The organism is Tardiphaga sp. 20_F10_N6_6, assembly GCF_052076045.1.
GTDB lineage: Bacteria > Pseudomonadota > Alphaproteobacteria > Rhizobiales > Xanthobacteraceae > Tardiphaga > Tardiphaga robiniae.
The window spans coordinates 5,796,736-5,815,833 of the sequence record NZ_CP197239.1 but is presented as its reverse complement, the minus strand read 5'-3'; the positions used below and the strand labels follow the sequence as shown (position 1 = coordinate 5,815,833).

Annotated in this window: 13 protein-coding genes; 5 read left to right on the top strand and 8 right to left on the bottom strand. The window is 55.7% G+C overall.

The annotated features are described in order from the left end of the window. Window positions 1–35: 35 nt before the first annotated feature. The 3 genes from AB7813_RS27810 to AB7813_RS27800 all read left to right on the top strand — a co-directional run bounded on the left by AB7813_RS27810 (window position 36) and on the right by AB7813_RS27800 (window position 4,668). The gene (locus AB7813_RS27810; RefSeq protein WP_439082904.1) at window positions 36–1,106 is read left to right on the top strand and encodes a glycosyltransferase family 2 protein; all 1,071 of its coding nucleotides are present in this window, start codon (window positions 36–38) and stop codon (window positions 1,104–1,106) included. 458 nt (window positions 1,107–1,564) lie between these two features. After that, a complete protein-coding gene (locus AB7813_RS27805; RefSeq protein ID WP_441228895.1) occupies window positions 1,565–2,203 on the top strand; it encodes a hypothetical protein in 639 nt (212 codons plus the stop codon). Window positions 2,204–2,700: 497 nt separating this feature from the next. Next, a complete protein-coding gene (locus tag AB7813_RS27800; RefSeq protein WP_439082906.1) occupies window positions 2,701–4,668 on the top strand; it encodes an Ig-like domain-containing protein in 1,968 nt (655 codons plus the stop codon). A 63-nt stretch (window positions 4,669–4,731) separates the two neighbouring features. On the opposite strand, the gene AB7813_RS27795 is transcribed toward AB7813_RS27800, so the two are convergent. The 6 genes from AB7813_RS27795 to AB7813_RS27770 form a co-directional block, all read right to left on the bottom strand. Further along, the gene (locus AB7813_RS27795) at window positions 4,732–5,478 is read right to left on the bottom strand and encodes a hypothetical protein (RefSeq protein WP_439082907.1); all 747 of its coding nucleotides are present in this window, start codon (window positions 5,476–5,478) and stop codon (window positions 4,732–4,734) included. 202 nt (window positions 5,479–5,680) lie between these two features. Further along, complete coding sequence (galE, locus tag AB7813_RS27790; protein ID WP_439082908.1) at window positions 5,681–6,664, bottom strand: UDP-glucose 4-epimerase GalE; 984 nt, start codon at window positions 6,662–6,664, stop codon at window positions 5,681–5,683. Window positions 6,665–6,751: 87 nt separating this feature from the next. Further along, window positions 6,752–8,023, bottom strand: coding sequence for an O-antigen ligase family protein (locus AB7813_RS27785; protein ID WP_309947039.1), 1,272 nt, complete (start codon window positions 8,021–8,023; stop codon window positions 6,752–6,754). Further along, window positions 8,020–9,306: a glycosyltransferase family 4 protein gene (locus AB7813_RS27780; RefSeq protein ID WP_120288744.1), complete on the bottom strand. Its 1,287-nt coding sequence runs from the start codon at window positions 9,304–9,306 to the stop codon at window positions 8,020–8,022. Before AB7813_RS27780 ends, AB7813_RS27785 begins: the two co-directional genes overlap by 4 nt. A gap of 17 nt (window positions 9,307–9,323) precedes the next feature. Then, window positions 9,324–10,457, bottom strand: a complete 1,134-nt coding sequence (locus tag AB7813_RS27775; protein ID WP_093760290.1) for a radical SAM protein — start codon at window positions 10,455–10,457, stop codon at window positions 9,324–9,326. A gap of 1 nt (window position 10,458) precedes the next feature. Beyond that, the gene (locus AB7813_RS27770; RefSeq protein ID WP_439082910.1) at window positions 10,459–11,814 is read right to left on the bottom strand and encodes a glycosyltransferase family 4 protein; all 1,356 of its coding nucleotides are present in this window, start codon (window positions 11,812–11,814) and stop codon (window positions 10,459–10,461) included. Between the two features lie 217 nt (window positions 11,815–12,031). On the opposite strand from AB7813_RS27770, the gene AB7813_RS27765 reads away from it, so the two are divergent. After that, a complete protein-coding gene (locus tag AB7813_RS27765; protein ID WP_439082911.1) occupies window positions 12,032–14,212 on the top strand; it encodes a type I secretion system permease/ATPase in 2,181 nt (726 codons plus the stop codon). A gap of 72 nt (window positions 14,213–14,284) precedes the next feature. Beyond that, a complete protein-coding gene (locus AB7813_RS27760) occupies window positions 14,285–16,264 on the top strand; it encodes an HlyD family type I secretion periplasmic adaptor subunit (protein ID WP_441228894.1) in 1,980 nt (659 codons plus the stop codon). 94 nt (window positions 16,265–16,358) lie between these two features. Here the strand turns inward: AB7813_RS27760 and AB7813_RS27755 are convergent, their stop codons facing one another. Together AB7813_RS27755 and AB7813_RS27750 are read right to left on the bottom strand one after the other, a co-directional pair. Next, window positions 16,359–17,696, bottom strand: coding sequence for a DUF4910 domain-containing protein (locus AB7813_RS27755; protein WP_441228893.1), 1,338 nt, complete (start codon window positions 17,694–17,696; stop codon window positions 16,359–16,361). A gap of 41 nt (window positions 17,697–17,737) precedes the next feature. Beyond that, complete coding sequence (locus AB7813_RS27750; RefSeq protein ID WP_439062529.1) at window positions 17,738–19,036, bottom strand: methyltransferase domain-containing protein; 1,299 nt, start codon at window positions 19,034–19,036, stop codon at window positions 17,738–17,740. Between the last annotated feature and the right edge of the window lie 62 nt (window positions 19,037–19,098).

Sequence of the window (19,098 nt, the reverse complement as noted above, 5' to 3'; positions counted from 1 at the left end):
ACTGTGTTTTGAAACTGAGTATACATGGACGGATTATGGATCAACTCTGTTTTGATAATGATGATGACGTTCATTCGGACCCGTCTCGTTTAGACGCAGGATCAGCGCGCCCTCAGTCGCCAATGGTCACAATCGCCATTCCGACATTTAATCGCGCAAGGCATCTGCGCCATTGCATCAAGTCGGCGCTCGCTCAGACTTACGACAATTTCGAAGTTCTAGTCTCCAACAATGCATCAACGGACACAACGCACGAGGTGCTGAACGAGTTTTCAGACGAGAGGCTTCGTATTGTCCAGCAGCAGAGCAATATTGGACTGCTGCCGAATTGGAATGCTTGTCTCGCCAATGCAAAGGGCGATTACGTCGTTTTTCTCTCCGACGACGATCGTGTGTCGCCATTTATGATTCAGAAAGCTATGGACGTTGTCCGTAAACGACCCGGCCTGCCGATAGTCGTTACGCTAAGCAATTTGCATTCTGAAGCTGTTGGCAAGACGTTCGCGGCTCGCGGGAGCCGAAAGTTGTCGACGGGAATCTGGCCAGGAACGGCAGTATTGGATGAGTTCCTGCAGAACAACATTACTGTCACCATGTGCAGCGTTCTGCTGCGTGCCGATTACGTTCGGGCAAATGGAGGATTTCCTCTGGAGTGTCCTCATATGGCTGATATCGCAGCCTGGGCACCACTTCTATTTCTAGGCGAAGCTGGGCTGGTGAACGAGCCGTGCGCGACCTTCTCCTATCATGGCAACTCCGAGACGTCCCGATTGAGTCCGGAGGAGCTGCTATTGGACGGACGGCATATGGAGGAAATGATTTCTGACCTTGCCGTGAAGTATGTCGGAGACTCCGAGCAACAGCGTCTTCTGCAGCTCAATGCCCGTCGGTGTTTTGCACAACGAGGCTTGACCGTTCTCTCCGATTATCGATCAAGCGGCGGGAAGATGGACCGATTTATCACCTTACTTTGGAAATTCCGCAGTTATCTGACATCCGCCGGACCAAAAGTCGGCTTACGTTTCTTCGCACTCGTCCTCTGCCCTCCTTTCATTGCAGACTATTTGCGCCAGCGGCGTCGGGGCGCGTCAGAGCAGTTGGTGTGAAAATGCCTGCTTGTCGGCACCCGTTTCACCCATGGACGGCATTTTTTCGAGGCCAGAATAGCACTCAACATTCTTCTGGATATCAGCGAAAATCGGTGACTGCAGCTGCTGGAACGCTTCTGCTTGCATTCAATGTTAGCGCCAACGCTTTTGACGGTTCCGCCCCTCCGGCATCTGATTCAACGCAACTCCTCACGATCGCGACACCGCATTCCGCTCTGGCGCAGCCTTATCGGCTGGCAGCTTATTCAGCGGACCTGGCTTCACGGCGAATTGGAATACCGCGATTCAAACCGGAGCGAGAGGTCACAATTGATACACCACTAGTAGACGCTACGGTTCAAAACACTCCGGGTTACAGCGATCAGTATCCTGCAGGCGTCCCGAAGACGTTTGCCTGGTGTGGTGGATCTTACAGGCCGCCTAACAACCGTACGCCACCACCGGACTTCACCGCTGTGACCGGCTGGGGGCAAATCTATCCCGCGATAGGCGCAGCCGAATACTCCACACTCGATCCGGTCATTGAGGTCGCCAATTCACGCACCTATGTCCACCTCAAAGGACGGAATGGTTGGGTATTGGTCCAAAGTCAGGCGCGCATACAGCTCGCCGGTGCGCATTTCGTCTCCGACTTTTCCAAGAATGCGGCGATCCGGATGGAGATTCGTCAAAGCCCAGGCGGCGGCGCGATGATTGGCGCGCCACCGCCCGGCTACAACAGCCATTTCTGGCTCGTCACGCGCGGCACCTATCCAGCCTCTAGCGTTGACGGGGTCTACGTACAAATGGATATGCGATCGGCTGATCCCGCACTGAACGTCGTCGCTAACGTCGGGGCCGATTGGTGGCGCAACGCAACAGCCGCATTCGAAGACGGCTTCGGAAACAATCCCGGAGCCGGAATGAGCAACTGGCTCACCCTTTCGACGCAGTGGTCGACGCTACGCTTCTACTCGACCAGCAACGACGACCTGTGGGCCGATCCACCGCCTCCCTTACTATCCACGCGGCCACCCTACATGCCTACGAAAACGAAGCGGCGCGACATCGCGAGGATACCTTGTTCCCTCAGTCGCGAAACCCAACCGCAATAGCTATCTTGAAAGGCGTACTGGAAACTGCACGCCGCGACACAGTGCCGCGATTACACTGACGTTCGCATTCAATAGCAGATGCGTTCTCTAAATGTATTATGTAGTTAGCTACTACTCGATCAGTGTATCGCCGCTGCTGCCCATTACGCGGTGCAACACGAACACATTGAAAACAAAATGTGTTGCCACGGTTCGCTACACTATTATTGATTCGTCAATGCACGATTTATTGGCGACTGCACAACTACTACGCATAAGCTACGAATCGTTTCAAACGACAAGAGCCTTCATCACATCAATCCTCATCGGCCGACATCCGGGACAGATGCAAGTTCGGTGGGCACTCGGCAAAACTCCAGTTTCGCGTCGCCCGCATGTTTCGTACGGGTACAATCTCGAGACAGTCAAAATCCCATTTTCTTTGCCGAGATGGATGCTCTTCACAGGTATTTCTTTTGAAGTCGGGCGCACCAAGCAGCGACAACCGGGGACATAGGATGGCAATTTCTGTTTCGGATATCATAGCTCAGAACACGATCGGTTATAGTGAGGGTAAACCAGTTGGCGTGCCGGCGAGCTACGCATGGTACAACGGTTTGTATAGGCCAGTTGGCTATAGCGGTCCGCCATCCGACTTCACGTCGGTAACTGGATGGGGGCAAGTCTATCAGAAGGCCGGTGCCCCGGCGTATTCGAATCCAAATGCCACCATCGATGTCGCCAACGCCAAGACTTATGTGCACCTGAAGGCCACAGGTGAGTGGGTTCTGGTTCAGAATCAGGCCAATAACCAGATTGCGGGCGCGCATTTCGTTGCCGATTTCAGCGGCAACTCGGCGATCGCCATGAAGATCGGGTCCCAGACCGCGGGGAGCGCCACAATGGCGACGCCCCCGGCCGGATATAACGACCATTTCTGGCCCAGCGCGCGCGGTATCTATGCAGCAGGGGCGGTTGATGCCGTCTATGTGCAGATGGATATGAAGGTCAGCGATCCCAATCTGCAACTGATCGCCAATGTTGGCGCCGATTGGTGGCGCACCCCCTCGGTCGGCTACGCCAACGGAATGACCAATAATCCCGGGGCAGGCATGAGCAACTGGGTCGAGCTGTCGACTCAGTGGACCACGCTCGGGTTCTATTCCTCAACGACAGCTCAATTTCAGGCAGACCTGCCACCACCGCTTGAAGGAGTGGTTACGGAAGTTCCAAAGCCTACCATTACGCTCTTCAGCGCCGATAGCGGCGTCGTCGGCGACGGCATTACGAACGCATCTGTCTTGAAGTTGACGGGGACCGCTCAGGCGGGACTCGCTGTCAACGTCTTTGACGGATCCCAGCTTCTCGGGACCACCAAGGCTGATGCGTCCGGTGCATGGACGTTTACGACGGCGCAGCTTACCAGCACGTCGCACAGCTTCACTGCAAAGGCCATCAGTGCCTCAGGAAGCACGAGCATCGCATCGACAACCCTCACTGTTCAGGTCGATACGATTGCCCCCACTGCACCGAAGCTTCTCTCGTTCTCTCCCGACACGGGCGTCGTCGGAGACGGCAAGACCGACGCCACTGTCATTAAGCTGACCGGCACAGCGGAGGCTGGCAGCGCCGTCAAGGTGTTCGATGGGGCGACCCAGATCGGGACCGTGAGGACCGATTCGCAGGGATCATGGAGTTTGGTAACGGGGCCACTGTCGACGGCCACTCACACTTTTTCAGCTACGGCCACCGATGTCGCCGGCAACTCAAGTACAGCGTCATCGCCGCTCAACGTCAGGGTCGATGGAGGCGGGACTTCTACGCCCCCGGTCACGGGTGAGAATCTTTTGGTCAACGGATCGTTCGAGGCATCAGCCGTGAAATCCAGCTGGTTTGCTGGATTCAGTACGATTCCGGGATGGTCGGCCGTCAGCGGTGGCACGATCGAACTTTGGAACAATTTGAACGGCGTAAAAGCGACCAATGGCGTGAACTTTGGAGAGCTCGATTATCTCGGCGCCGATGACGGGCTCTACCAGAACGTGTTGACTATCCAGGGCCAGAGTTACGACCTCTCACTCGACGCGCGCAGTCGGCCTGGCTTTACGGGGGCAACCTGCTCCATGGAAATTCTCTGGAACGACACCGTGGTCGCGCGCGTACCACCAGGAAGTAGCTGGCAGACCTATAATTTTACGGTGACCGGCACAGGTGGGTCTGACCGTCTGACCATTCGTGAGGTCGCAGGCCAAGGCGGTGACGGCTTGGGCGCACTTTATGACAATGTGAGTTTGGTGGCCAAGCAGCCGATAACATCCGCGTCACAGGCCAGTCTGGCTCAGGCATCACGTGCCGTCGACCTTATCAATCAATATTCCGCAACAAGTGCTGTCAATTCAGATTACGGGACCAGCCCCTTGGCGAACGCGGCCGACTCCCTCACCACTCTCTCACAGACGTTAGCGCAATCGCAGCAGCACACCTGACAACATCAATCTTAGGGGGCGCCGCTCCAGATGCGCGCCCCTCGAGGAGCCTTTTCTCACTCCTCACGGAGCGTGATTTTGCGACTGGAAATTTCTAACGATCGTGTTGTGTCGACCAACTAATTCAAGAACAGCCGGTCCATGGGCGAGAACAATACTCGTGGATCTCGCTCGCATCTCCTCGCAGCAGCGCTGGATTTCACGAGTCAGCGCCTTATCGGCTTCAGCATAGAATTCCGCGAAAGACGGCCACTCATCTGGCCAGCGACTTGCGATCCGTGGCGTATTGAGAAACGGAAACTCGGCCGATTTCGGTGAAGCCGTATACCACGGCCCCACATTTGGCAACGTCTCACCATGCGCCGCCTGCAAATTGGAGCGGATACCCAGCGTCAACGACCCAACATCGACCGGCTCTTCATCGGCAGATAGCAATTCGAGCCCAGCGTTATAACAGACCCCAAAACGCATAACCGCTTCGTCGAACGAGGTGCACAGATACTCCAAATGGGAATGCACGAATCTCAGACGCTGATACGGACGGCTGGCCTCCTCTGCCTGCGTCAGACCGCTCGCGATTCTCTGAAACTCCCATGCATCTTCGCAGACCGTCTCAAATTGCAATAACGCTTCTACAATTTCCCTGAGCTTATCATGTGCCACGGCGATCGGATTTCTCGCGAATTCCGGCAACGAGCTGAGGTAGGGTGCATCGGCGACGCTCAGGCTAACCTTGGCATCATCTATGATCCGATCGAGCAAGCCTGCTGCGATCTGCGAGGCGGCAGCTTCTGCTTCAACAATGGTCATTGGCGCCGGCTATCTCAGGCTAAACAGATTGCCAGTCGGTGTGCGCACGAACCGGCGTCCAGGGTCTACGTACCGCTTCCCTTTAGCATGTTCGCACGCCGGCGCCACCAGTGTTCAATCCGGTGCGATTTGGATAGCCGAATAATAACGGCAAACCGACAGCCTATGACTGCGTGAGAGCGCATCGCATACCGCGTCTCTCTCAGGTCGCTCGCTGATGCCACTTCCATGCAGAGCCGACGATGGTCGAAAGGTCGGAATACCTGGGCTGGAAGCCCAGAACTGCCTTGGCGCGCCCCGGATTTGCAACCAGAACCGGCGGATCGCCATTCCGCCGAGGCTTGATGACGAACGGCGTCTCCCTATTCGTCTCACGCCGAATTTGACCGATAATCTCCTTGACGGAGTATCCCCTTCCCGTTCCCAGATTGAAGCATCCACCGGCCCCACCCGCGCGAAGATGCTTCAAGGCAAGGACATGAGCCTGCGCCAGATCCGTAACGTGAATATAGTCACGTATGGCTGTGCCATCGGGAGTCGCATAGTCGTCTCCGAAAATCGCAAAATCATCCAGCTTGCCCTGCGTCGCCAGAATAGCGCGCGGGATTAGATGCGTCTCGGGGGAATGGTCTTCGCCAATCTCTCCGCCAATATCCGCACCACTCGCGTTAAAGTATCGCAGGCAGATTGTCGCCAGGCCATAAGCTCCACCGAAATCCGCCAACATGTCCTCGACGATCCGCTTGGTTCTCCCATATGGATTGATCGGCTGCAGGACTTCACTCTCTTCAATCAAATCCTTATCGACGCATCCATAGACAGCGCCGCTGCTCGAGAACACCAATGTCTTGCACGACGCATCGCGCATGGCACGCAACAGACTCACCGTGCCTTCAACATTATTTCTGTAGTATTTTTCCGGATCACTGACGGATTCGCCGACGAGGCTCGAGGCGGCGAAGTGAAACACCGCCACGGCGCGATATTTCTCAATCGTCTCCGCCAAGCGTCGCTGATCGTGAATATCGCCTTCGATCAATGGGCCCCACTTGACCGATGATCGATGTCCCGTCGACAGATTGTCATAGCAAATTGCACGATAGCCGGCTTCTGCAAGACCCTTGCAGCAATGCGACCCTATATACCCAGCGCCGCCCACGACCACTACATTCGGCGTCTCACTCATCATCCACCCCACACGCAGCGCTCGGCCTCACATACGGACCACCACGTTCAGCCGTTACAATCTTCACGGTTCGACATCTCGGGCGAGCTAGAGAAATTCTTTTTCGTCGGTCTCCCGACTGATGTATCGCGCCCTTTTCCTTACACTCGCCTGCGCGTCGGAACGGCTTCCATGCATCACCGACGCCCGGCCCGCATAGGCAAAGTACAGGGCCATCGATGTAAAATTATCGAGAAGGTTCTCCGAGAAGAAATAGATACAGAGAACGACAAACAGAACTCGCGTCGCTCCAACCGGAAGTGATCGGTAAACGTGGATCAGAAATGGAACGAAGATAGCGAGATTGATCAAACCGTACTCTACCAGAATGCGCAGATAGTCGTTATGCGCAACGAGCGCGGCATAGGTGACAAGCGCCGTTTGCCCCGATCCGTAACCGAATAGAAAAACACCGGTCCCCTGGCTCGAATACACATTCCAGATATCCGTCCAATGTATCAGACGAAAGAATGCCGAAAGATCTGTGGAACCCGTCATGGTGACAAGCTGCTTGTAGGACATTGACGCAATCGCGCTCGGATCCATGCTGAATACCAGCATCAAGTTGTCGAACGTCGCAATTCCGCGATCTAGGGCGCCAACCGACAGCGCGACAGCACCGCCTATGCCAACGGCAATAAGAGCAACGATAGAACTGCTCCGGATCGGCATGACGATCCACAAGCAGGATGCCACTGCTGTCGCGACGGCTGCCCCCAGCTTGTTCATGACGATAGCATTGATGAACTGGAACAGAATGACCCGGTTGCCGTAGAGCTGCGTTACCGCAAACAGAAGCGCAGAAAAATACAGAACACCGGTATTCGCGTTCGGAAAATATGAGAAGACTTCACTCGCAAAGCTCTCATTCTCGTAAACCTTGCTGCTCCCTTTGGTCAGCAAGAAAAGTATCGGTACAATGCCGAGCGCAACAATGCAGCGCAACTCGATCGGTTTCATCTTGCCACCGGTTGCGCGTCCCGCAGCATAGAACACATAGATTGACAGATACTTGAGAGCATCCGTCATCGACGCAACCTGCAGATTGTAGATGACACTTAACGTCGTCGTCACCAGCGCGACGAGCAGATATCCCTTCGCCGCGCCGTCTTCCCGCTTCGACTGCATAATGATCTGAATTGAATATGCGATGATCGCGAGGCTGACGGCGTTTCCCACGGCATTGAAGACTTGCGCTCCCAGAAAGTGATAAAGAAATGCGCAAAGATTGACGATCAACAAGCCGATGCAGAACATCGAGAAGTAAGACGATTTCGGTACCGCAACAGTGGGTCGGCCTTCGATCGCAAATTCGCTCATCGACGGCCACTCATATCGGTGATCGCTTCCTCAGCCTTTGCCCTCATCACCGCAACCTCCGACACCACCATCGATGGTCGTCGCTTCTGCCGGCGCCCAATTGGAGGTCTGACGATGAGGTCATCCTTGTCCTTCTGCGGACGCGTTGTCGATCTGTCCGGGTGGGACGCTCCCATCACGGCATCATAAATTTCGAGCGTCTTCGAAGCGATATCATTCCAGTCATAACGGCGCGTACTCTCGTGTCGAATCGTCTCGCGCTCGGCCGCTCCCATCCGAACCGCAGTGAGAGCAGCCATCTTCGATCTGAGTTCTTCGCAATCGCCAACCGGAAAGATATTGGCTGGATCCGTCACAACTTCGCAGTTTGACGGAATGTCACTAACCAACACCGGAAGCCCATAACTCAAGGCTTCGAGTAGGACGATTGGTAATCCTTCATGCGACGACGGCAATACGAAAAGTCCCGCATGCGCATAGAGCTGACGCAACGTCTCGCCGCTTTGGTATCCGGCCATCACAACGTTGTCCTGGCCTTGCGCCTCGATCACAAGCCGATCTGCGTATTCGTTCTTGTGATCGATCCGCCCAACGATAACGAGCTTCCATCCATCCGATTTCAGTCCCTCGAACGCCCGCAAGAGATCGATCTGCCGCTTCTCGGGGACCAGCCGCCCAACCGTCAAGACATACCGCCCCGCTTCGAGACCCAGCGCGTTGATCTTGTCTGTGTTCAGCGGAAGCTCGGAAAATACGACCCCATTTGGTATGACATCGCACGTCTTTTCATACTTCTCCTCGATGAGCTGACCGATGCTGCGACTGACAGCTATCCGCTTATGCGCGTATCGCATTCCGAATGCCTCGCCGGTCCGCAGAATCGTCCGCGCAGCCCAGCCCCATTTCTCTCGATTGTAGTCCTCGCCATGATGCGTCACGACCACGCGCAAGCCAAATAGTCGCAGCAACGGCGTCACGATCGCCGGGCCGATTCCGTGAATATGCACGACGCTCGGTCGCTTAATCCCGGCGACGAGCGCACAGATCAGCGAGTGCAGCAGCGTTTCGAGATACACACTGCGAACAGTCCAGAGGCGAAGGATCCTCACTCCGCGCCAAGCATCGCCTTCCTGCGCGTCCACATATGGCGATCGCACGCAGGCCGTTACACCCTGTCCGAGCTTCGCAAGCCTCGGTGCGAGATTCTCGACATGGTTCTCGATCCCGCCCTGAACGTCCGGGAAGCCACGAAACCCGAACGTGTAGACCTCTCCCTTACCCATGACGCCACTCCCCGCTCTTAGTTGTTGATGAATGACTTCAGTGGGTAATGTTGGTCAGTTGTTATGCGCCCCTTGACCAGCTTGGCCTTGACGGTCTTGTCCAGGAATGACGGTCGCTCGACATGCGGCGACGGCCGCGCATCCGAATAGTCGATATAACTGTCGAAGCAAATCTTCTTGCCCATCGACACCTTGGCTTTGTTTTTCAGAACCCACATCAATGGCTCCTGCTTTGGCAGTTGCGGCACGATCCGGGATCGCATCGCTGTCCGTGCGGTGGTCACCATCCAGCAGTTCTGTGCGCATCCAGCGACCTTGCCGAGCGTTTTTCGGGCGGTGTCGCTGTTGGCGATCTCATCCCACGACTGCTTTGCAAGATTTCCCATCGGAAGATCGGACCGGACGTTGCAAGCCCAGACATCCGACCACGGATCGATGAACGCAAAATCCTTTCCGGCGCTGCAGGGAATGAGCCTGTCGTGACCGAGAATCTTCTCGATCAAACCGAGATTCAGATAGGCGCGGAACCAGTTCTTCGGCTTGTTGCTTTTCAACAGCGCCTCGACGAGCCCCTCGACCTTGCGCGCGACGCTGCGTCGATCATAAAAATAGTTGTCGTTCTTGTAGAACTGCCAGGCGTTATGGAGCGTCGAGGTTGCGAGTTCGTAGCCTTCCTTGCGGGCGAATTCGTAGACATCGACCAGCTGATCGACATTCTCGTCCTGGATCACCATCGCAAAGCCAAGATCCGTGCCGCCCGCCTCCTTCAACATCCGGAGGCCGGCGACCTTCGTCGCATAGCCGCCCTTCTCACCCCGGATCGTATCGCTCGTTACTTGGTCACCTTCGACGGAGAAACGAACCTTGATGTTCGGATACTTCTTGATAATCGGAACCAGGCGTTCGGGATGCAGGCCATTCGACGAAATCTCGAGGACCCGCGCTTTCGGATAAAGTAGGTCCGCGATCTCGGCGAGATCTTTGCGAAGTGTTGGCTCGCCACCCGACACATTGAGGTTGTCGAAGCCAGGCGGCAGTTTCGACAATGTCTCGAGTGATATCTCTTCCCGCGGATCGGTCGGGTTCTGCCAAATATAGCACATCTGGCACTTGGAATTGCAGCGGAACGTCGAAATGATAGTGAGATCCATTTTATACTCCGACTCTGTTCTGTTCCTTCAGGGGATTCACGACGCTTTGGTAGAGCGCGAGCAGCGCCGCCCCATGGGCTTGAAGCGAGTATTCGGCTTCGACGACCTTCCTGGCCTCAGCACCAAGCCGCCCACGGAGGTCACGGTCCGCGAGCAGCAGTCGAATTTTGCTCGATAGGTCGTGAACGTCCTTCGAGGCAAACAGCAGCCCGGTCAATCCGTCTCTGACCAACTCGGGAATTCCACCAATTCGCGATGCAAGAACGGTTTTTCCGTGCGCCATCGCCTCCAGGATCGAGAGGGGGCTGTTTTCGTGCCACTCCGAAGGCACCACAACGACGGCGGCTCCGCGAATGATACTCGTCAGATCTGCACCAGCCAGATGTCCCTTGAACTCGGCGTCTGGAAATTGCGTCCGGAGCTCAGATAACAGAGGCCCGGTCCCGGCCACCACAAGCCGCCAAGTGGCACTGTCTGCGGCATGTGCTTTCAGCAGGGTGGCCACACCTTTTTCCGACGAAAGTCGCCCGAGATAGAGGACATAGCCGCTATCTTCACGAGATACCTGGATCGCAGAGGCGTCGATACCGTTGGGAATATGCGTGACTTTCGCGTCTCCAAACCGGCGTGCGACGGCGTCACGCATGAATCGACTGGGCGCGATGAATTGACTGACACGTTGATAACTTTGCGCCACCGCGTGATAGCGCGCTTCCGCCCAAAGTAACGCACTTCGCCCCAGCGACCCGTCCGCACATCGTTTACGCAAAATCGATTCGAAACGTCCGCTGGTGCAGTCTGTGCAGACTGCGCCATTCGACAGTTGCGTGTAGACCGGGCAAATCGGCTTGTAGTCGTGCAGCGTCAGGACGACTGGCGTATGAAGCCGCGCAGCGGCATTGATGATCGACGGCGTCAGCTGATGGTAGATGTTGTGGCAATGTAAAAGGTTGGGATTCTCGTCGCGTATGAGCGCGGAAATATTACTTACGGCTTCCTGAGACCGAACGAAGGAGATCGCCGCTTTTATTTTGCTGCTTCTCGACCCCGCCTTGTAGCTCTTCTCGGAAACGAAGTAAGATTCGTATTTCGACGGGCGATTGCGACTGTCGCGCATGGAGAACTCCATGACGTCGATACCGCGCCCCTTCATCCAGTTCATTTCGTCGAACATAACGGCCTCTGAGCCGCCATTCCGGAAGAAGAATTTATTCGCGACAAGGATCTTTTCGACCTGATCCGCAGCGCAACTCAGTGTCGGCCGTTGAATATCGGTGCCCCCGTCCGCGCTACGTTCGGCCTGCGACGGCCTTAGCATCACGATGTTCTCGTTGCGGAACGCGCTACTGGCGGGCATGCGTAATGACCTCGTCTTTATGGGTTGAAGCCATCTCTCAGACGTCTCTCAAACGACCCATGAACGAAGCGTATGCGTAGGTACGACAGTGATATTGACGGGCGTCAACTCCGCTTAGCGCAGCGCAATAGAGTCTCTCTCAACGACATCCGCCTGAACTTCTCCTCTATTTCGGCGCCAGAATTGGACCGGATCATTACTGCGGCTCGAGCGCGACATGGTAGCAGCGGTGCCGCGCGGCGCGAGGGGACCAATGGAAGAGCACCTCGAGCCAACAGCAGCAAAGCCTGACGGCGGTCTTATAGCTCTCGTCATGATGCTCAGATTTCAGGGGCTGAGCATTGACCCGGAGCGCATTCGACATCAGTTCGGCCACAAGCTCATCGGCGTGGCTGAGATGCTCCGTTGCGCCAAGGATCTCGGCCTAAAGGCGCGCATTGTGCGCAGCAGTTGGGTGCGGCTGTCCAAGGTGCCAATGCCGGCCCTGGCGCTTCTCAAGGACGGTCAGTTCCTCCTGCTCGGCAAGGTCGAGCCCGAGAGGGTCATTGTCCTGCAGCCGGGTCGATCGCAGCCGACAATGATGACGCCATCCGAGCTGACAACCGTATGGGACGGCCCGCTTCTCTTGATGACGAAACGGGCAACCCTTTCAGATCTGGCTCGGCGGTTCGACCTCACCTGGTTCATCGCGGCAATCTACAAGTACCGCTGGCTGTTGAGCGAAGTTCTCCTTGCTTCGTTCTTTCTCCAGCTATTTGCGCTGGTCTCTCCGCTCTTTTTCCAGGTTGTGGTCGACAAGGTTCTTGTTCATCGCAGTATGAGCACCCTCGACGTGCTCGCGATTGGCCTGATTGCCATCGCTTTGTTCGAGACCGTCCTTTCGATTCTTCGGACCTATCTCCTGTCTCACACCACCAACCGCATCGACGTAGAGCTTGGCGCCCGGTTGTTCCGACATCTACTGGCGCTTCCGATCGGCTATTTCCAGACCCGGCGCGTCGGCGACTCCGTGGCGCGCGTCCGTGAGCTGGAGAACATCCGGACTTTTCTCACCAGTTCGTCTTTGACCGTTGCCATCGACCTGTTCTTCACGATCATCTTCATTGGCGTTCTGTTTGTCTATTCGCCCCTACTCACCTGGATCGTCGTCGCCGCGTTTCCCATTTATGTCGTCATCTCTGCGGTTGCGACGCCGCTATTCCAGTACCGGCTCGATGAAAAATTCAGGCGCGGTGCCGAGAACCAGGCATTTCTGGTCGAAAGTGTCACTGCCATCGAGACATTGAAAGCAATGGCGGTCGAGCCCCAGATGCAGCGGCGCTGGGAGGAGCAGCTGGCAGCCTATGTGTCTGCCAGCTTTCGCGTCCTCAGTCTGGGCAATTTCACCAGCCAGTTCATTCAGTTCATTAGCAAAATCGTGAGTGCGCTGATTCTATACTTTGGCGCCAAACTGGTCATCAGTGGTGACCTGACCGTTGGCGAACTGGTGGCCTTCAATCTACTCGCGGGCCGTGTCAACGCACCAATTCTCAGACTGGCCCAACTCTGGCAGGACTTTCAGCAAACACGCCTCTCGGTTGCCCGGCTTGGTGACATCCTGAATACCGCTCCAGAGCCAGCCTATATGCCCAGTCGGATGTCGCTTGCGGCCATCAGAGGGGACGTCCGCTTTGAACATGTAACGTTCCGTTATCGCATCGATGGACCGGAAATCCTCTACAACATCAACATCCATTGTCCTGCTGGACAGGTTATTGGAGTGGTTGGCCCATCCGGGTCGGGCAAGAGCACGCTCGCGAAACTGGTTCAGCGCCTCTATGTCCCCGAAACAGGCCGGGTGCTGGTCGACGGCGTCGACATCGCACAGGTCGATCCAAGTTGGCTTCGTCGACAGATTGGCGTTGTCCTGCAGGATAGTGTTCTGCTTAACGCCTCCATTCGCGAAAACATCGCTTTGGTTGATCCAGCGACACCTGCGGGAAAAGTTGTCGAAGCTGCCGCTCTCGCGGGCGCCCATGACTTTATCATCGAGCTTCCGGAAGGCTACGATACTGTCGTCGGCGAGCGGGGCAACACATTGTCGGGCGGCCAGCGCCAACGCGTCGCCATCGCGCGCGCGCTCATAACTGATCCCCGTATTCTAATCTTCGATGAGGCTACAAGCGCGCTCGACTACGAAAGCGAACGGATTGTCCAAAAGAATATGGCGCAGATCGCCAAGGGGCGTACAGTATTCATTATTGCTCATCGCCTTTCCGCCCTCCGCATGGCCGATCGCATCATTACGATCGAGAATGGACGGCTGGTCGAGGACGGCACCCATCAGGAGCTCATAAAAGCCGGCGGGCGCTATGCCAAGCTTTATCGTTTACAGGCGGGGTTTCATGACCCGGCTTGATCCCTGTCTCGACGCATTGCCAGATTATTCTGTACTCGGGATTCGAATTTTCCCAAGAACGAGAGACGCGGTTTGACCGTACTTGAGACCACATCCTTGCACAGCAGCGACGATCCTGGCTTCTTTGCCCTGGAGATGCTGTTACGCTTGGCCGGATTAGAGGTCGACGTTGCCCTGCTGCGTAGCATCAGCAACAACGGTCCCATCGATGTTGCAAGCATCCTAGCTTACGCACGGAAGGCCGAGCTGTCCGCACGATGTATCGAGACAAGGTGGATTGACCTTCCCAAATATGCGCTGCCGGGCATCATTCCTCTTCGCAATGGCAGTTTCTCGATTGTCGGCAGCGTCGCCGGCGAGAAGGTCGTCGTTCTTCATGCTGGCGCATCTCGTCCAAACGTTTTGAGTGAGGCGCAATTCACCTCACTCTGGGACGGACGCCTCCTTCTGATCCAAAGGTTATCTCCAGTATCAGCATCGACCCTGAGGATTCGCAAGCTGCTGACACGAATCTTCCAGAAGCCACGCCGGCTCGACCAGGCCGCGTCGCATAGCCCCCCAGGCCAGGTCGCGGTTCTGGTCACTGCACGACGGGGCGCCGCCGCAGTGTCCAGTCAAGCTCGAAAATTCGGTAGCGCTGTGGCCAGCCTGAAGCCAAGGGATCAGGCGTCTCAAGTTCATGAACTGGCATTTTTGCCCGCTGCCCTCGAAATCGTGGAAACCCCTCCGTCTCCAATCGGGCGCGCGGTTGCGTATACTATTGCTTCCATCTTCACATTTGCGCTCATCTGGGCAACATTCGGCACCGTCGATATTGTGGCCACCGCACCGGGGAAATTCGTCCCGAGCGGACGCACGAAATCAATCCAGCCTCTCGAAGCCGGCGTCATTCGAGCGATCAGCGTCACGGACGGCCAGGCCGTGCGGAGCGGCGATCCTTTGATCGCGTTCGATGCCACGATGAGCACCGCAGAACTTGGCCACCTCAAAAGTGACCTCCTTGGGTCGGAGCTTGACGTGGCACGGCTGAAGGCGGCTTTGAATAAAGCGCAGAATCCCCTGACTGCCTTTGCCCCGCCGGGCACTGCGTCCTTGGCCCTCGTTGAGATGCACCGGCGCTTTCTTATCAGCCAGACCGCCGAGCAAGCTGCCAAACTCGCTACCATCAATGGCCAGATTGCGCAAAAGGAGGCCGAACGAGCAACTTCCAAGGCATTGAGCGAGAAATTACGCGCCGTCTTGAATCCCTTGCAGCAAAGGGTCGAAATCCGGGAGCAGCTGTTTCAAAAGGGCCTGGGCTCGAAGATCAATTATCTCACCGAATTGCAGGACTTGGTTACCCAACGCCAGGAGCTGACCGTACAGGACAGCCGCCATAGCGAAGCGGAGGCTGCAATTGCGGTGTTAGTCGAAATGCGAACAAAGGCCGTCGCAGAATATGAAAGGTCGCTCTTCGAGGAATTGGCCAAGGCGGAACAGAAGGTCGCGGGGCTCACGCAGGACGTCATCAAGGCGGAGCGCCGCACCGCGCTACAGACCTTGACGGCTCCTATCGACGGCACCGTCCAGCAACTGGCCGTTCACACTGTTGGCGGGGTCGCCACTCCGGCCCAAACGCTCATGCTGATTGTCCCGGAGGATAGCCGCCTGGAAATCGAAGCCAATATTTCCAACAGGGACATCGGGTTTGTTGAACCAGGCCAAGACGTGGCTATCAAGGTCGATACGTTCAATTTCACGCGCTACGGTCTTCTGAGCGGCAAGATTCTGAGCATCTCGAAGGATGCCATCACCCGCAACAAGCCGCCTGCCCGGGGTGTCGATTCTTCATCTGCTACAGACACTGCCAGCAGCGAACCGGCCGGTCAGGAGCTCGTATACTCCGCACGCATATCGGTGGATCGCAAACAGATGGATGTAGAAAATAGAGCCGTCGATCTTTCGGCCGGCATGGCTGTCACCGCTGAGATCAACATCGGATCACGTCGGATTATCAGCTACATCATGTCCCCGCTGCTGCGCTACAAACAAGAAAGTCTGCGCGAGCGGTAGCACCATGATTTAATTACGACCGCCGTACTCTCCACAGCTCGGAACCCAGCATATACCGCGCTAACTCGCTTGCGCGGGGCAAACGCTGCCCCCTTCAGCGCACCAGGCCGGCGGACTGCAATGCAGAAGCCGCCTCCTTGAGGGTCCCCCAGGGCAGGCTTGAGCGTTCGGCGATATCGAGCAGAGAGGTTGCACCGTCCGACATATTCAGAATCCATAGCAACGCCAACTGGTACTCACCAGCAGAACGCCCGCCAATGGTGCTGTAAAGACCGTAGTCACCGAGCTTCGGCTCACACATCGGCTTCTGATTGGTATATTTTCGATTATTCTCAATCACATCGATCGCCGCGATCGCCCTGTCCAATGAATCGCGTAGAGCCGCCGGTTTCACGAATGACAGATTGTCGGCCGATGTGTGGTACTCAGGGAATTTCCCGTGCGGTGTCCTCATGAACGAGCCGACCGGGAGATTGATGCCAGGCGAGCAGTATTGTCGCTCGTCATAGCCAAATGGTGAGAAAGGCTGAATTGTGTGGGGCTCGCCACCTTGCTTCAATACATAGGTCCACGCACGATCGATTTCGGCATTGCCTTGGCGGCTTAATTTGTATGTCGGGCTCCCAGCGTCGCCCACACACGTCAAAACGAAGCCATGCTTGATCCGGCTGAGATGCGCCTGATTCAACGCCAACCAAGTGATCGATCCGATCGTGCCTGGGATAAACACAAATCGATAAGAGTAGCGTAGATCCATGTTGCGCAAATACTGGGCGAGTGCTGTCGCCACGGCAATTCCGGACAGATTGTCATTACAAAGAGATGGATGACACAGGTGGCAAGATATGAGGACTTCTTCTGATGAACTTCCCAGAAGCCGCAAGTCGCCATATGTGAGATGCCCGGGTTCAAGCATCGAGTCGATGCATACCTCGTACTCGTCTTCCTTGAGCGCCAACAACTGCGTATGTGTGACGCAAAATCCCCAGGCGGCGTGATAATACGACGTGCGATAGGGAATGACGTCCGGATGGTCTGGATCTGAAAAGAGGTGCTTCTTCAGTTCTTCAAGATTAAGGCGCACATGAACAGGCACGCTGTAACTAACCACATGAAGATTGCACGCTCGGAAATCTACGATGCGTTCTCCCGCGCTGTTCTTGATGTAAGCATCGCGGATATTCCACTCAGATGGCACCGTCCAGTCGAACACTTTCAAACCGGACGGAACCTCACAAGTGGTAAGCGGAACATACTTCTGAATATGAAGAAGGGTTTCGCGAACTCCCTCGCCGGTAATGCTCCTGCATATCGGATAGAGATCTGCAATGAAGTCATGCATGGCCTGGCCACTGCGATTGGCCGACAACTCCGTCGTCGCAGCACCCCTCTCGAGTCGACCCGACACCACCTTCCGAACAATATCATGCATCGCCTGGTCTCATTCCACTCTCTATTCTGATGCTTTGATCGTCACGCGATGACAACGGGCTCCGGAATAGGAACAATAAATTTTGCTCCCCAACTGCGGGCAAATGACAGCTGGCTGATGATTTCCTGTTGCAGATTCCAAGGCAGGATCAGGATATAGTCCGGCTTTGTCACCCCTATCCTTTCCGGCTCATAGATTGGGATGTGCGTTCCGGGCAATAAATGCCCCTGCTTATGTGGGTTCTTGTCGACCGTGTACTCGATGAGGTCGGGGCTGACACCGCAGTAATTCAGCAAAGTGTTTCCCTTGGCCGGCGCTCCATATCCGACGACCCGTTTACCTTCACGTTTTGCTGTTTCCAGAAAGTCGATCAGCTTCCGCTTCGTCTCCAGGGCGCGCTCCTCGAAGGCCTGATAATGCTCCAGATTGGCGAACCCCGCTGCGATCTCTTTTTCTCGCAACGCTGACACCCGGCTCGACACCGCGTGACGTCCGCGACCCGTGTGCTGTGCATAGATCCGAAGCGAACCGCCGTGGGTCGACAGCTCTTCAACATCGAACAACGTCATACTGTGGGATGCGAAGATCTTCTCAACGGTCAGAAACGAGAAGTACGAAAAGTGCTCATGATAAATCGTATCAATCTGGCACTCGTCAAAAAGCCGCATGAGGTGCGGGAATTCCATTGTTGCCACGCCACGATCATCGAGGAGAATGCTGATCCCGCCGACAAAATCATTCAGGTTTGGCACATGCGCCAGCACGTTGTTTCCAATCAGAAGATTGGCACGCAACCCTTCGCGGCGAAGCGTCTTGGCTGACCGCTCACCGAAAAAATCGACGCGCGTGGGTATACCGCGCGCTCTGGCGACCGCGGCAACATTCTGCGCCGGCTCGATTCCGAGGACCGGGATCTCATGCTCGACAAAGTACTGCAGGAGATATCCATCATTGCTTGCGATCTCGACGACGCTCGTATCTGGACCGAGGCTAAAGCGAGTGATTACGTTGTCGACATACTTCTTGGCATGTTGAAGCCATGATTCGCTGTATGACGAGAAATACGCGTAATCGCCGAAGATGTTCTCCGGGCTTTCCCACTCTTCCAACTGAACAAGAAAGCACTCGCTACATACATAGGCCTTCAGCGGGAAGAATTTCTCCTTTTCTCCATTGTCATCCTTCTTCAGATAGGAATTTGCGAGAGGAGACATCCCAAGGTCGAGAAACACATTCTCCAGAGGAGCACTACAGAATCTGCAGCTACATGTTTCATCCGAATGCGACGACGGTGTCGCCGCCGAATTGAAGGACTGCACAGCGACTTCTTGATTCAACATGGGTACGCTCCTGATGCGCGTTCGCGTTATCTCGCACCGGAACCATATTTGTCTGCGCACCC